Below are 16602 nucleotides of genomic sequence, written 5' to 3' on the forward strand. Positions count from 1 at the left end.
TTATGAAATACACTTTTATTGTTGTTGCATTCTTAATGCATGGACTTCTTTTTGCTCAATACGAAGCTGCCAATTGGTATTTTGGTGAGAATGCAGGAATACATTTTGATTCTAATACAGGAGACGTTTCTTCTTTATTAGATGGTAAATTAAACACTTTAGAAGGTTCCTCTTCTATTTCAGACAAAGATGGAAATCTTTTATTTTATACAGATGGTTCCATTATCTATAACAAAAATCATAATGTTATGGATAATGGAACTGGACTGTATGGAAACTCTTCAAGTACTCAATCTGCAATTGTGGTTCCTAAACCTAACGACGATACTATTTATTATGTATTCACTGTTGGATCTAGTGTAAATGGAGTAAGCTCTAATGATGGGTTTAATTATTCTATTGTAGATATTACCGAAAATGGGGGCTTAGGAAAAGTCACTTTAAAAAACCAGAAACTACTCGCTTATAGTTCAGAAAAAATAAGTGCCGTAGTTAAAGATTGCGAAACACAATCTATCTGGGTAATTACCTTGTCTACTGCCAACGGAACTAGCGGATCTGTATTTAACACCTTTTACGCCTATGCTATTACAGACAAATCTATAAATACAATACCCGTAAAATCTACAATTCCTGCGAACATATCCGATCCTCGTGGCGCATTAAAATTATCACCAGATGGTACAAAAATGGTAAGTGCAAACATGGATGATGGTTTATTTTTATACGATTTTAATTCAGACACTGGTTTAGTCACTAACCAGCAAGTACTCACTATAAACACCACATCAAGTAATAAATCTTATGGTGTAGAGTTTTCATCAAACAATAAATACTTATACGTAAATTCTTCAAACGATTATAATTTATCAGATTCTAATACTGCATCAAACCACAGATCTTCTTTAATTCAATACGACTTGGAAGCTGAAAATATTTCAGAATCGCAAGTCACTCTAGATAATAGAAGCCTATTTAGAGGCGCTTTACAATTAGGTCCTGATGGAAAAATTTACAGAGCACTTGCAGCATCTTATCTTGTTGGCTTACCATATTTAGGTGTGATAGAAACACCTAACGCGGCAGGAACAGCTGCCAATTACAAACACAATGCTATAGATTTAAACGGCAATAATTCTACACAAGGTTTGCCACCGTTTATTCAATCCTTTTTCAACCAAAAAATAGATATTATTCACGCTAGCGACGGTGTAGAAACAAGTATTTTACCTTTATGTACCGGAGACACTTATACACTACAAGCAGAAGAAATTACAGGCGCCAGTTACGTATGGTCTTTAAACGGAACAGCATTAACAAACACATCGGAACCTTGGTTATTAGAAGTGAGTGAAGATGGACTTTACAAAGTACTTATTACACCTAAAAACGCAACAATTTGCGAATTAATGGAAGGCGAAGCTTATGTAACGTATTACGATATTCCTGTAGCAAACTTAACCACAAGCTTAGAAAATATTTGTGATTTTGGTAATGATGGTTTAGAACAAATAGATTTAACCATTAAAGACGACGCTATTTTAGGCGATCAAGATCCGGAAAATTATCAAGTAGAATACTATGAAACACGAGCAGATGCAGAAGCTAATACAAATGTAATTTCGACACCTTCTAATTATGAAAACCTTTTTAATGAGCAAGATATTTATGCAAGAGTAGAGAATTTAAATAACACCAATTGTTACGCAATTACTACATTTTCTATTAAATTAATAGCATCTCCAGAACTACAAACACAAGACATCACAGCATGTGATATGCTTTCTCCTTATAATGATGGAATAACAGTATTTAATTTAACAAATAGCATAATAGAAACGAGTGCAGAGATCTCGTTTTATAATACCAACCCAGAAACAACATCTAGCCCTATCGCTATAGCAACTCCTAATGCTTATACAAATACCGTTAAAAATGAAACCATTTATGCTCGTGCTCTAAACAGTAAAACGGGATGTTACACAGACCAATCGTTTCTATTAATTTCTACAGATGCACCCACAACACTACAAACAATATATTATTGCACAGATACTTTAATAACTTTAGATGCAGGAATATCTACTTCCGAAATAAATAATTACACCTACCAATGGGTTAATAATAACGTGATAATTTCTGGAGAAACAAGTAATCAATACACAACAAATACTATAGGAGATTACGAGGTTGTTATTACAGATAAAGCCACTACTTGTGTGGCATTAACAACGTTTAACATAGAAGAATCTAGTCCTGCAACCATAACCAACATTGCAGTAAAAGATCTTACAGACATAAGTACAGTAACAGTTAGCGTTACGGGATTAGGTACTTATGAATATGCTTTATTTAAAGATAATATTAAATATACCTCTTACCAAAGCAGTAATTATTTTACAGACGTTTATCCGGGACATTATACCGTAAAAGTTAAAGATGTAAAAAACAATTGCGGAAATGCAGAAATGGATCTTGATATTCTAGGCTTCCCTAAATTTTTCACACCAAACGGAGACGGCTATCATGACACTTGGAAAATTAATAATGAATCTAATACACTAGAATTACAATCTACTATCTTAATATTTAACCGCTACGGTAAATTAGTGAAAGAATTAAAAACCACAGCAGAAGAATGGGACGGAACCATGAATGGCACACCTTTACCTACCGACGATTATTGGTTTACTTTAACATTAAAAACAGGAACCACATTTAATTCACATTTTAGCTTAAAACGCTAGTAAAACAGTCCGGCTTCTTTTATTTTTACTACACTCAAATTGTTTAAATTTGTACTATGCAATTTAAAATAAAATCTGAATTCGAACCTACGGGAGATCAACCTTCTGCGATTAAGCAATTAACTCAAGGTATAAACTCCGACGAGAAATACCAAACACTTTTAGGTGTTACTGGTTCTGGTAAAACCTTTACCGTTGCTAATGTTATTAAAGAAGTGCAACGTCCTACCCTAGTTTTAGCACACAACAAGACTCTGGCGGCACAGTTGTATTCAGAATTCAAGCAATTTTTCCCAGATAATGCTGTAGAGTATTTTGTTTCTTACTACGATTATTATCAGCCAGAAGCTTACATACCGGTATCAGGAACGTATATAGAAAAAGATTTATCTATTAACGAAGAAATTGAAAAACTACGTTTAAGTACAACCTCATCCCTACTTTCTGGACGGCGAGATGTATTAGTTGTTGCTTCAGTATCGTGTTTATATGGTATTGGAAACCCTGTAGAATTTCAGAAAAACGTGATTTCTTTAGAGCGAGACCAAGTTATTTCTAGAACCAAATTATTACACCGTTTAGTACAGAGTTTGTACTCTAGAACAGAAGCCGAGTTTAGTCACGGAAGTTTTAGAATAAAAGGAGATACTGTAGATGTTTTTCCAAGTTATGCAGACGATGCTTTCCGTATTCACTTCTTTGGAGATGAAATTGAAGAGATTGAAGCCTTTAATGTACAGACCAACGAAGTTATTGAAAAGTACGATCGCCTAACCATTTACCCTGCAAACATGTTTGTAACCTCTCCAGATGTACTTCAGGGAGCCATTAAAGATATTCAAGACGATTTAGTAAAACAATACGATTATTTTAAAGAGATAGGAAAACATTTAGAAGCGAAACGTTTAAAAGAACGTACAGAATTCGATTTAGAAATGATTCGAGAATTGGGATATTGTTCTGGTATAGAAAACTATTCAAGATATTTAGATGGAAGACAACCAGGCACACGCCCTTTCTGTTTATTAGATTATTTTCCAGAAGATTTTTTAATGGTCATAGACGAAAGTCACGTAACTATTTCTCAAGTGCATGCCATGTACGGAGGCGATAGAAGTAGAAAAGAAAACTTGGTAGATTACGGTTTTAGACTGCCTGCAGCTATGGATAACCGTCCGCTTAAGTTTGAAGAATTTGAGGCACTGCAAAATCAAGTTATTTATGTGAGTGCAACTCCTGCAGATTATGAATTAGAAAAAAGTGATGGTATTTTTGTAGAGCAAATTATTAGACCTACAGGACTTTTAGATCCTATTATTGAAGTACGACCAAGTTTAAACCAAATAGATGATTTAATTGAAGAAATACAGCTTCGCATAGAAAAAGACGAACGTACTTTAGTTACCACACTTACCAAACGTATGGCAGAAGAATTAACAAAATACCTAGACCGTATTCAAATTCGTTGCCGTTATATACATAGTGATGTAGATACTTTAGAGCGTGTAGAAATTATGCAAGATTTACGTAAAGGCTTGTTTGATGTTTTAGTGGGTGTAAACTTATTACGTGAAGGTCTAGATTTACCAGAAGTCTCTTTAGTAGCTATTTTAGATGCAGATAAGGAAGGATTTTTACGTTCGGCAAGATCATTAACACAAACGGTAGGTCGAGCCGCTAGAAACTTAAATGGAAAAGCTATAATGTATGCAGATAAGATGACGAAAAGCATGCAAAAAACAATAGATGAGACAAATTACAGACGAGAAAAACAAATTAATTACAATACAAAACATAACAAAGTTCCAACAGCACTAAACAAAAGTTTAGACAGTGCATTGGCAAAAAACTCGGTAAGTACGTATAGTTACGAATTAGAAGCTCTAAAAGCTGCAGAACCTGAAAGTGAATATTTAACTAAACCACAACTAGAACAAAATATAAGAGATAGACGAAAATTAATGGAAGCTGCTGCTAAAGATTTAGACTTTATGCTAGCTGCTAAAATTCGTGACGAGATAAAACACTATCAAGATAAACTCGACAAATTAAAATAACAGTTACGTTTTAAACGTATATAAAATAATTTTGATTTAGAGAGACGCCTCTTAGTAATCAAATCTATTTTATAACGTGATTTTAATTATACTGAACCTTAAAAATATCGATTAAAACATCTGGCGGAACAATTTTATTTGGAAAACCGTCCATTAAATACAACACCTTATTTATGCATTCATGACTTAATCCCATGCGCAATCCAAAGTTAAACAGTTTTATAACATCTTTTTTTGTACGTTCACGATCTAAGTTCATTAACAATACTAAACGATGAAACTGTACAATACGTTCACTATAAGACGCTATATGTTTGTAAGCGATAGGATGTTTCATTAAGTATTCGAAATCCTCTCGAGAGATATCTAATTGCTGAGATACACCTAATAGAAAATTATATTCTATAGATTTTATCTTGGTATCCGTTTTTGCAAATGCGATCATTTCAGACAGTAAACTCAATTTTTCAACACGATTTATCATAATGGAGGGCGTCTTTTTATTAATATTATAAAGTTAATTATAATAGATATTTTATAATCGTGGATATAATGTAACTTGTCGAAAAATTAAATGTATTTAATCGAATTTTATGAACCTTTATCTATCTCAAAGTTCTTAAAACATGATAGTTAGATTATTTTAATTAACGTATCTTAGTGTAATTAGCAACAAGAAAACAAACACAACACATTAATTACCAGCTAATTAGAATTATTTCGTTTTTGTAAAAATGAAATATATAAACGAATAAAAACACTGAAAAATTGGAATTATAATGAAAAAGCTATGAAACGTAGATTTACAAAATTTAAAATCCTTTTTTTGAAAAAAATAAATAAAAACTAAAACATAGTAATATGACAAATAATGATGTTCTTAAAAAATTACGTGTCGCTCTTAAGTTAAGAGATGATGATATCGTGAAGATTTTAGAATTAGTAGATTTTAGAATCAGCAAAAGTGAATTGGGAGCCTTTTTCAGGAAGGAAGATCATCCAAAATACATGGAATGTGGTGACCAGATTTTAAGAAATTTCTTAAACGGATTAGTTATTCATTTACGTGGGCCATTGCCTAAAAAAATAGCGCCTAAGGATAATGAAAACGCTAAAACATCAGATAAAAAAAATGAGGCTAAAAAAACGTCTTCAAGAAAATCTGATTCCAACAAAACATCATCAAAGAAAAAAGCGTCTAACAATTAAGTTAGACGCTTTAGTTTTATATAATAGTACTTACTTTATTTTAGACTATCCTAAAACTTGTTGTACTTTATCTGCAGCTTCTTGGAATTGAGTAGCACTCATTACATCCAATCCAGAATTATCAATTAATTCTTTAGCGATATCTGCGTTTGTTCCTTGTAAACGAACAATAATTGGCACAGAAATATTACCCATGTTTTTATAAGCATCGATAACACCTTGAGCAACTCTGTCGCAACGTACAATACCACCAAATATATTAATAAGGATCGCTTTTACGTTAGGGTCTTTTAAAATAATTTTAAAAGCAGCCTCTACACGAGCAGCATCAGCAGTACCTCCAACATCTAAAAAGTTAGCTGGCTCACCACCTGCTTGCTTAATTAAATCCATTGTTGCCATTGCTAAACCAGCACCATTAACCATACAACCTACGTTTCCGTCAAGATCTACATAGTTTAATCCTAGTTCTCCTGCTTCAACTTCAATTGCACTTTCTTCACGTATATCACGTAAAGCTAAATAATCTTTATGTCTGTATAATGCGTTATCATCAATAGTAACTTTAGCATCTACAGCAAGTATTTTATTATCGCTAGTTTTTAAAACTGGATTAATTTCAAATAAAGAAGAGTCAGACTTTACATAAGCTGTATACAGATTAGTAACGAATTTTGTCATTTCTTTAAATGCGTTTCCAGATAACCCTAAGTTAAAAGCGACGCGTCTTGCTTGAAAAGGTAATACACCTACAGCAGGATCTATTTCTTCAGTAAATATTAAATGCGGAGTTTCTTCTGCAACAGTTTCGATATCCATTCCACCTTCTGTAGAATACATAATCATGTTACGTCCAGTACCACGATTTAACAACACAGACATATAATATTCTTCTGTTTCTGTTTCTCCAGGGTAGTACACATCTTCTGCGACTAAAACTTGATGTACTCTTTTTCCTTCAGCAGATGTTTGTGGTGTAACTAAATCCATTCCTATAATTTCACCAGAAATTCTTTCTACTTCTTCTAGGTTTTTGGCTAATTTTACTCCTCCACCTTTACCACGTCCACCAGCGTGAACTTGAGCCTTAACAACAAACCAGCTAGTTCCTGTCTCTGTTGTCAATTCTTTTGCAGCTTCAACAGCGGCTTGAGCATTTTGTGCGACTTTCCCGCGTTGTATGCGTACGCCAAAACTATTTAAAATTTCTTTTCCTTGATATTCGTGTAAGTTCATTCGTTTTTAATTTATTGCCTCACAAATGTAAACAACCAATATGTTTTAACCAATATTTTTTATCATCTAATACATATATTATTAAAACTACATTCTTTTCTTTGATTTTTTGACAAATAATAAGTCCTAAACTGATAAAAACTTTATAAATTGCGGCGAATTTAATTTATCATAAAATGAATAATAACACTTTATTAAAAATTGCAAGCGACTTTGGAAGTCCGGTGTATGTGTACGACTCTGAAAAAATAGTGTCTCAGTATAAACGTTTAACATCTGCATTTAATAAGGTGAAACAGGTAAAGGTAAATTATGCTGTAAAAGCATTATCTAACCTAACGATCCTTAAATTGATGAAAAACCTTGGTGCAGGACTTGATACTGTATCTATTCAAGAAGTTCAATTGGGATTAAAAGCTGGTTTTTCTGCAGATCAAATTATATTTACGCCAAACGGTGTATCTCTTGAAGAAATTGAAGAAGCGTCTAAATTAGGTGTACAAATTAACATAGACAACCTTTCTATTTTAGAGCAATTTGGAACTAAGCATCCTGAAGTTCCTGTTTGTATTCGTATTAACCCACATGTTATGGCTGGTGGTAATGCTAATATTTCTGTAGGACATATAGATTCTAAATTTGGTATTTCTGTACATCAGATTCCTCATATTTTAAGAATTGTAGAAAATACAGGTATGCACATTAACGGAATTCATATGCATACAGGAAGTGATATTTTAGATATCGACGTCTTTTTATATGCTAGTGAAATTTTATTTGATACTGCTAAGCACTTTAAAGACTTAGATTTCTTAGATTTCGGTTCTGGTTTTAAAGTCCCTTATTCTAAAGGTGATATTGAAACTAATATTGAAGAATTTGGAACTAAATTATCTAAACGTTTCAACGAATTTTGTAAAGAATACGGTAAAGAATTAACTTTAGGTTTCGAACCTGGTAAATTTTTAGTGAGTGAATCTGGAGTGTTTTTAGCAAAAGTAAATGCGGTTAAACAAACAACTTCTACTGTGTTTGCACAAATAGATTCTGGATTTAATCACTTAATTAGACCAATGTTTTACGGGTCGCAACATGTAATTACTAATATTTCTAACCCAAAAGGGCGCGAACGTTTTTACTCTGTTGTAGGTTATATTTGCGAAACAGATACCTTTGCAAACAACCGTAGAATTAACGAAATTAACGAAGGAGATATTCTTGGATTCCAAAATGCAGGAGCTTATTGTTACTCTATGGCTTCTAACTATAATTCGCGTTTCCGTCCTGCCGAAGTACTTTGGCATAAAGATAAAGCGTTACTTATTAGAGCGCGAGAAACCTTTGAAGATATTATAAAAAATCAAGTCGAAGTGACTTTATAACTTATAAAGCGTTAACCTAAACAGTTAACGCTTTTTTTACATCTTTATTTAAAATAAAATATCCTGCTAGAAAAACAGCTGTAAGTACAACTTTGTTTTTTAGCAGGATTTATTTTTTATTGAATCTATAAGGAATTATTCCGTTTTAACTAAATCGGAATTATAAAAACCTCCCATATTTGTTTTACGACTTTCAGACTGCTCTACAATTAAATTTGCAATAGTATTTAAATTACGGAGTTCGCAAATCTGAACAGATAATTTAGATCCCACATATAAATCTCGTGTAGAATCTTCTACATAATGTAAATGTTTAGCAGCTTCCTTTAGTTTACTATTGGTTCTAACTATAGCCACTAAATCAGACATAATATGCTGAATCGTGTTTCTATAATGTGTAATTAAAATTAATTCCTTTGGTGTAGATGTTCCGTCGTCATTCCAATCGGGAGCACTTACATTAACAGGTTTAACCTCATCTACATGTTCTATAATATGGTCTGCAATATGATTTGCATATACCAATGCTTCTAATAATGAGTTTGAAGCTAAACGATTTGCACCATGTAACCCCGTACTTGTACACTCGCCTGCGGCGTATAAATCTTCAATCGTTGTTTCTCCTTCTGTATTAACCTCTACGCCTCCACATGCATAATGGCAAGCAGGAACCACAGGAATCATATGTTTTCTTATATCTATTCCTAAGCCTAAACACTTTTCATTAATATTAGGAAAATGTTTTAGAAAAGCATCATAATCTATATGCGTACAATCTAAATACACGTGGCGTTCACCAGTGGTATGTATTTCGTTATCTATGGCTCTAGCAACAATATCTCGAGGCGCTAATTCTGCGCGATCGTCAATAGCAAGCATAAATCGCTCTCCTTTTTTATTTTTAAGATAAGCACCAAATCCACGTACAGCTTCAGAAATTAAAAATGCAGGACTTTGCTCTGGCTCAAATAAAGCTGTAGGATGAAATTGAACAAATTCCATACCTCTAATATTAGCTAAAGCACGATACGCCATTGCAATACCATCTCCTGTTGCTATTAATGGATTGGTTGTCGAGGCATAAACCTGACCAATTCCTCCTGCACATAAAATAGTCTTACTTGCAATATAAGGCTCGATAGCATTTGTTTTCTGGTTCATAATATATGCACCATAACATCTAATAGTATCGTTACCAGATTCAGACTCTTTTAATTGATGATCTGTAATTAAATCTATTGCAAAATGATAAGGCAATACTTTAATATTATCTAAACTTGCTACCTGTTCTAAAAGCGTACGCTCAATTTCGAAACCTGTAATATCTTTATGGTGTATAATACGATTTGCAGAATGTCCGCCTTCTTTTCCTAAATCAAATTCTCCTGTTCCATCAGAATCAAAATCGGCTCCCCAAGACATAAGCTGTCGCATACAATCTGGAGCTTCTTCAATAACCATTTTTACAACCTCAAGATCGTTATGATATTCTCCTGCAATCATGGTGTCTTTAATGTGATCTTCGAACGAATCTAATTTATCCCAAACTACTGCAATTCCGCCTTGAGCATATTTTGTATTCGATTCGCTTTTATTCGCTTTAGTAACGACTAAAATTTCTTTATTTGGTAAAGATTTAGCCAAACGAATGGCTGTAGTAAGACCAGCAACACCTGATCCTAATATTAGGTAATCTGTATTATATTGACTCATTATTATTTTTAAGAAATTTCTAACATACGTTGAATAGGAACTAAAGCTTTTTTCTGAATAGCAGCATCAACCTTTACTTCTGGTAATTCATATTTCATACACGTGTATAATTTTTCAAGCGTATTCATCTTCATATAAGCACACTCACTACATGCACACGTATTATTCTCTTTTGCTGGCGCAGGAATTAAAAGCTTATTAGGGACTTCTTTATGCATTTCGTGTAAAATACCAACTTCTGTAGCTACAATAAACTCGTCTGCAGGACTATTTTTCACGTAATCTATAAGTCCAGCTGTAGACCCAACGTATTCTGCAATTTTCAATAAATGTGCTTCAGATTCTGGATGTGCAATAATCTTCGCTTTTGGATGTTCTTTATGAACCGCCAATATTTTATCCATAGAAAAGGCTTCATGCACAACACATGCCCCATCCCATAACACCATATCACGACCTGTTTCTTTTTTTATCCAAGCTCCTAAATTTCTATCTGGAGCAAAAATTATAGGCTGATCTAACGGTACAGAATCTACTATTTTTTTCGCATTAGACGATGTACAACATAAATCACTAATGGCTTTTACTTCTGCAGAAGTATTTACGTATGTAATGACAATATGGTCTGGGTATTTTTTCTTAAATGTTGCTAAATCTTCTGCAGAACAAGAATCTGCTAAAGAACAACCGGCATTTAAATCTGGTAAAACTACTTTCTTAGTCGGATTTAAAATCTTTGCGGTTTCGGCCATAAAATGCACACCTGCAAACACTATTAAATCGGCATCGGTTTCTGCTGCTTTATAAGATAATCCTAAACTATCTCCTACATAATCTGCTAGATCTTGAATGGCTGGTTCTTGATAATAATGCGCTAAAATAACAGCATTCTTCTCTTTTTTAAGCCTTTTAATCTCTGAGATATAATCAATATTCCTTGAGTCTTCCGACACTGGAATATACCCCAGTTCCTTTATACTTTCTTTTACAGAATCCATATTTGTTGTTAAATGAATGGTAAAATTAATGATTTTTATAATGTTTATTTAATGTTTTATTACAGTATTTTACTTTAACGAAAAATACTAACCGTTTTAAAAACAAATTTTAAAGTGTAGAAAAGAGTTTACAACAGTTTATAATATTTAGTATACTCATCGTTTAAATCATCCCGTTTAATTATAGATAAGATTTTTGTAAATCGGGATTTTCTTTTCCGACAGTAACCGGCTATCAAAATCCCGGACAAGTAGATCTCTTAAAAAATAAAGAAAGCGCTCTTGAATAGGTATCAAGAGCACTTTCTTTATATAAATAGTTTTCTACTTTATGTATTATATTGAAAATGAATTTAGTACAATACAAAAAACTCTAATCACAAATTAAATTTAATCTTTCACTGTTCCTGTAAAGTGATTTATGTTTGGATTAATCGGGTTTCCAGAAGCACGTCTAGACGCTGCTATTTGTCCGCAATGCCAAACGGAGTCTTCTATAGGACCATTTATTGCATTCCAAAACGGCACTATACGATTTTTTTCAACACCTTTAAATACAATATTAAATGATTCTAAATCGTCTGCTTCTTTAAAAATATCTGAAGCCGTTTTATAGTTATTTAATGTAAGCGTTCTTAATTCTGTATAAGACAAAGACTTTTTAAATGTTTCTCTTATATGTGGCACTTTTAAAGCAGCATCCCTAATGATACAAGACATGCTGTACACATGAGTCATTAAATCTAAAATGGGACGTCCATCTGCTTTTAATTTAAAATCTAAATCGGTTGGTGTTAAGCCTTCTGTTGCCCAATAAAACCGGAAGCCTAAACCATCAATCATTCGGGAAACAACAGTTCCTGCCGTATATGTTTCGGCATGCTTAGGAACTTCATGAAAAGGTAATTCGGTTGTGCTTTGAGCAAAAGTTGACATACTAAAAAAGAATAATGTTAGAAATAATAAAATTTTCATTTAGACTAATCGTTGATTAAATTCCATGAATATCGAATAAATACACAAGAGAAGCCATAGATGCTGCTCCCAATTCTAATTCACGTTTATTTACAGCATCAAAGGTATCGTTAGCTGCATGATGATGATCGAAATAACGCTGAGAATCTGGTCTTAGCCCAACAGTTACATTATCTGCCGTTTTTAATGGGCCAACATCTGCTCCTGTTCCGCCTTGCTCGAAATAGTGAATTAAATACGGTTTAAAAATGGGTTTCCAACTTAATACTTTATTAAAAGTAGCATCGCTACAATCAAAAGAAAATCCTCTTGGTGTAAATCCGCCAGAATCACTCTCTAAAGACACCACATGTTTTTCGCCTTTAGCCGTTGCCACTTTAGCATATTCTGTCGCGCCTCTTAAACCATTTTCTTCATTCATAAACATAACCACACGAATACTATGTTTTGGCTTAATTTTTAATGTTTTAAATAATCTAAGCACTTCCATAGATTGTACAATTCCTGCACCATCATCATGAGAACCGTCTCCTAAATCCCAAGAGTCTAAATGTCCTCCCACAATAATATATTCATCTGGATATTGAGATCCTGTAATTTCTCCTATTACATTGTATGTTTTCACATCTGCGAATTGTTTACAGTTTTGCTTAAAGTAAAATGTAAGTGTTTTATCTAACTTTAACATGCTACTTAAAAGGTTTGCGCCTTTAGTACTTATGGCTGCAGAAGGAATACGTTCAGACACCGGTAAGTCTCCATAAGTCATACTTCCTGCATGAGGTAAATCGTCTATATTTAAAGTCATAGAACGTACAATAACCCCACCCGCACCATATTTAGCAGCCTCTACAGCTCCCATATAACGTTGGTCTACACAACCACCATAAGCATCGAATGTATTAATTAAATCGGCTTGCATTGGTCTGTTATAAAATACTATTTTACCTTTTATTCCTGCTTCACCCAAAGCTTTTAAATCATCAAAGTTCTTAACCTCAACAACAGCTGCTGTTACTCCTAATGGATTTGTAGCAACAGAACCTCCTAATGCACAAATATTAACATCTGTAGTTTTGCCACTACCTGCTCTTATATAGGCAAACTCTTTTGCGCCTCTTACCCATTTTGGGACCATTACTGGCTGTAACCACACTTTATCTAGGCCTAATTCATCTAACTCTTCTTTACCCCAATCTACAGCGCGTTCTGCATTTAAAGATCCTGATAAACGACCACCAATATCTAGAGATAATGTTTCTAACCAATTGTAACTTTTACCTTCAAGTAAAGCCGATTTATAGATTTCTTTTACCATTTCGGCATCTGTTTGTCCGAAAACATGACAGCTCAAACTCAAAGCTATTAAGACTATTATTTTTTTCATAATTAAAAAAGGGGGTTGATAATTGTATGTATAAGACTAATTAGAGTTTACATTTTTACTCGTTCTCTAATTGTGTTTTATATAATTTAATATTAGAATGTGTTTCCTGATCTAATTCAGGTTCTTTAATATCCTTATATTTTTTAAGTGTATCGTAAATAATTTTTGCAACAATTAATCGCGCAACAGGCTTATCGTCTGCAGGAATATTATACCAAGGCGCCTCAGGTTTAGATGTTCTGTTAATAGCATCTTCATAACACACCTGATACTCGTCCCACAAGGCACGCTCTTTTAAATCGTCTGGAGAGAATTTCCAATTTTTATTCTTTTTATCTAATCTGCGAATTAATCTATCGCGCTGTTCGTCTTTAGAAAGGTTTAAGAAGAATTTAAAAATAATGGTTCCGCTAGCAGAAATATGTTTTTCAAAATTTATAATTTCTTCAAAACGTTTATTCCAAAAATCCTCATTAACATCAGACACCTCGTTTACAGTAGGAATATTTTCACCTAAAATATATTCTGGATGCACTCGAGTTACCAAGACGTTCTCGTAATGCGTTCTATTAAAAATTCCAAATTTACCACGAGCGGGCAAACGTGTATAATGGCGCCATAAATAATCGTGTTTTAACTCTAACTCTGTTGGAGACTTAAAACTATGGCAATCTATACCTCTAACATTAAAATCTTTAAAGACTTCACGAATTAAGCTATCTTTACCTGCCGTATCCATACCTTGAAAACATACTAAAACAGAATATTTACCATGTGCATACATCGTGTTCTGTAAGTCACCTAATTTCACCCTAATTTTCTCTAATTCCTTCTCGATCTTTTTATCTGAAGCAGATACATTAACTTTAGTTTCTAAGTCTTTTATTGAGATTTTTGAATCTATCTTGAAATCTTTAACGTGAATATCTTTCATAATATAAAAACGGTTTTAACCTTTAGTTCTACTAAAAAACGAAAATGCTTCTTATTAATAGCACGTTTGTTCATTTTTTTAGATTTTTTAACTAAACAATCTTTAAAAAATTATCGGATTGCAATTGTATTTATCTTTTATTCTTTCTCGAGAACTCTATAATCTATATCTTTAATTTTTAATACTTTTCATGATAAATATGAATATTTTTTAAGCCTAAAAATGAAGAAAAAACTACTATTTATATCAGTGTTATTACATTCTATAATTTGCTTTTCGCAAGTTTTAAATATTAACATTGAAGCACATAAATTTAATATAGATAAAAATGAAGCTTTAATTATTTCACAAATAGAACATATTGAAAATTATACCAACATAACCTCTGCATACAATGCAATTAGTATTACACTAAATAAAAAAGACTATCTTTTTACAGCCTTACCAGAGCAATTAACATACACAAATTCGTACACCGTTACAGATCCTGAAACCGCTACTAATTACACCTTATATTTTACGGCCTTACCACTTATAGCTATAACTTCGGAAAACACAATTGTAGACGAACCTAAAGTTTATGCCAATTTTTATTATGCAGATGATGAGCAAGTTCTAACATCTAAAATAGGTATAGAAATACGTGGTGGAATCTCTCAATATTATCCTAAAAAAACATACGATCTAGAGTTCTGGGAAGATGAATTGGGTGAAGAGACTCACAACGTTTACTTTGGAGATTTAAGATCTGATGATGATTGGATAATAGACGCATTGTACAATGAGCCATTAAGATTACGAAGTTATACGGCTAATAAATTATGGCTAGAAATACATACACCGACCTATTTAGATGAAGAACCCGATGCTAAATCTGGAGCAGACGTAAACTATGTAGAAGTGTTTTTAAACGGAAGCTATAACGGCGTTTACAATCTGTCTGAACAAGTAGATAAAAAACAATTAGAACTTAAAAGTTATAAAGATAATCTTAGAGGTGAACTTTTTAAAGGTGTAGGTAGAGGTGCATCTACATTCACAGACTTACCCAATTACGACAATTCCACAGACCTTTGGAGTGGTTATGAAGTAAAATACCCAAAAGCAGACGACATTATAGATTGGAGTAACATATATGGTTTTACAGATTTTGTAATGAATAGCACAGAAGCCGACTTTAAAACAAATATTTGGAACAGCTTTAACAACGATAATTATATTGATTATTTTATTTTTTTGAATCTAATTAGAGCCACAGACAACACCGGAAAAAATATTTACATAGCCAAATACACCACAGATGAACCTTATTTTTATGTGCCTTGGGATTTAGATGGTTGTTTTGGAACCATATGGGATGGATCAAATGAAAATATTACCAACGACATCTTAACGAATGGTTTTATGAGCCGAGTTTTAGAGTTAAATCCAGATAATATTGCCGATGATATTTCAAATAGATGGTTTACTTTAAGACAAGATTTACTTAGTAATGAAACTTTATTACAATCTATTTCTGATCGGTATAATTTTTTAAAGTCTAATAATATTTATGAAAGAGAAGCCTTAGTCTATTCTAACTACAACTTTAGTGAAGACGATTTATCTTATACCTTAACTTGGTTAGAAAACAGATTGACTTATTTAGACACTTACTTTGAAAAGGTATTATCGGTACAAGACACATCTTTAGAAACCAAAAAGCTAAACATTTATCCAAATCCAGCTAAAAACAGACTTAATATTTCCAATAACATAAAATTGAATGGTAAGACTTTTAAAATTTATAACAATATAGGACAACTTTCAAGCGAAGGTATAATTGATAATAATGCCATTACAATAGAAGATTTACAATCCGGACTTTACTTCTTAAACATAGAAAGCATCACTTATAAGTTTATTAAAAACTAAAATCTATAATTTAAATACACTTTTATAACACAAAAAAAGAGGTTCTAAAC

At 32.7% G+C, this 16602-nt stretch carries 12 protein-coding genes; 5 read left to right on the forward strand and 7 right to left on the reverse strand.

The window, feature by feature from the left end:
- Positions 1 to 2 precede the first annotated feature (2 nt).
- Entirely contained in the window at positions 3 to 2747 is a 2745-nt protein-coding gene (locus GQR95_RS00625; RefSeq protein WP_159021329.1) for a T9SS type B sorting domain-containing protein, read from the forward strand.
- A gap of 56 nt (positions 2748 to 2803) precedes the next feature.
- A complete protein-coding gene (uvrB, locus tag GQR95_RS00630; RefSeq protein WP_159021330.1) occupies positions 2804 to 4804 on the forward strand; it encodes an excinuclease ABC subunit UvrB in 2001 nt (666 codons plus the stop codon).
- Between the two features lie 82 nt (positions 4805 to 4886).
- Here uvrB and GQR95_RS00635 read toward each other — a convergent pair whose 3' ends face one another.
- Entirely contained in the window at positions 4887 to 5288 is a 402-nt protein-coding gene (locus GQR95_RS00635) for a TerB family tellurite resistance protein (protein ID WP_159021331.1), read from the reverse strand.
- A gap of 377 nt (positions 5289 to 5665) precedes the next feature.
- Here GQR95_RS00635 and GQR95_RS00640 point away from each other — a divergent pair, with 377 nt between their 5' ends.
- Entirely contained in the window at positions 5666 to 6013 is a 348-nt protein-coding gene (locus GQR95_RS00640; protein ID WP_159021332.1) for a DUF1456 family protein, read from the forward strand.
- Positions 6014 to 6058: 45 nt separating this feature from the next.
- Here GQR95_RS00640 and sucC read toward each other — a convergent pair whose 3' ends face one another.
- Positions 6059 to 7249: an ADP-forming succinate--CoA ligase subunit beta gene (sucC, locus tag GQR95_RS00645; RefSeq protein WP_159021333.1), complete on the reverse strand. Its 1191-nt coding sequence runs from the start codon at positions 7247 to 7249 to the stop codon at positions 6059 to 6061.
- Between the two features lie 176 nt (positions 7250 to 7425).
- Here sucC and lysA point away from each other — a divergent pair, with 176 nt between their 5' ends.
- Positions 7426 to 8631, forward strand: a complete 1206-nt coding sequence (gene lysA / locus GQR95_RS00650; RefSeq protein WP_159021334.1) for a diaminopimelate decarboxylase — start codon at positions 7426 to 7428, stop codon at positions 8629 to 8631.
- A gap of 135 nt (positions 8632 to 8766) precedes the next feature.
- On the opposite strand, the gene nadB is transcribed toward lysA, so the two are convergent.
- From nadB to GQR95_RS00675, 5 genes are all read right to left on the reverse strand, one after another.
- Positions 8767 to 10344, reverse strand: coding sequence for an L-aspartate oxidase (gene nadB / locus GQR95_RS00655; RefSeq protein WP_159021335.1), 1578 nt, complete (start codon positions 10342 to 10344; stop codon positions 8767 to 8769).
- An 8-nt stretch (positions 10345 to 10352) separates the two neighbouring features.
- Positions 10353 to 11342: a quinolinate synthase NadA gene (nadA, locus tag GQR95_RS00660; RefSeq protein WP_159021336.1), complete on the reverse strand. Its 990-nt coding sequence runs from the start codon at positions 11340 to 11342 to the stop codon at positions 10353 to 10355.
- 390 nt (positions 11343 to 11732) lie between these two features.
- The gene (locus tag GQR95_RS00665) at positions 11733 to 12278 is read right to left on the reverse strand and encodes a hypothetical protein (protein ID WP_233265965.1); all 546 of its coding nucleotides are present in this window, start codon (positions 12276 to 12278) and stop codon (positions 11733 to 11735) included.
- 55 nt (positions 12279 to 12333) lie between these two features.
- The gene (locus GQR95_RS00670; RefSeq protein ID WP_159021338.1) at positions 12334 to 13704 is read right to left on the reverse strand and encodes a M28 family peptidase; all 1371 of its coding nucleotides are present in this window, start codon (positions 13702 to 13704) and stop codon (positions 12334 to 12336) included.
- Between the two features lie 55 nt (positions 13705 to 13759).
- Positions 13760 to 14638 (reverse strand): PPK2 family polyphosphate kinase, encoded by an 879-nt coding sequence (locus GQR95_RS00675; protein ID WP_159021339.1) that lies wholly within the window; start codon positions 14636 to 14638, stop codon positions 13760 to 13762.
- A 222-nt stretch (positions 14639 to 14860) separates the two neighbouring features.
- Here GQR95_RS00675 and GQR95_RS00680 point away from each other — a divergent pair, with 222 nt between their 5' ends.
- Positions 14861 to 16552: a CotH kinase family protein gene (locus GQR95_RS00680; RefSeq protein ID WP_159021340.1), complete on the forward strand. Its 1692-nt coding sequence runs from the start codon at positions 14861 to 14863 to the stop codon at positions 16550 to 16552.
- Positions 16553 to 16602 lie beyond the last annotated feature (50 nt).

The organism is Formosa sp. L2A11 (assembly GCF_009796865.1).
GTDB lineage: Bacteria > Bacteroidota > Bacteroidia > Flavobacteriales > Flavobacteriaceae > Formosa.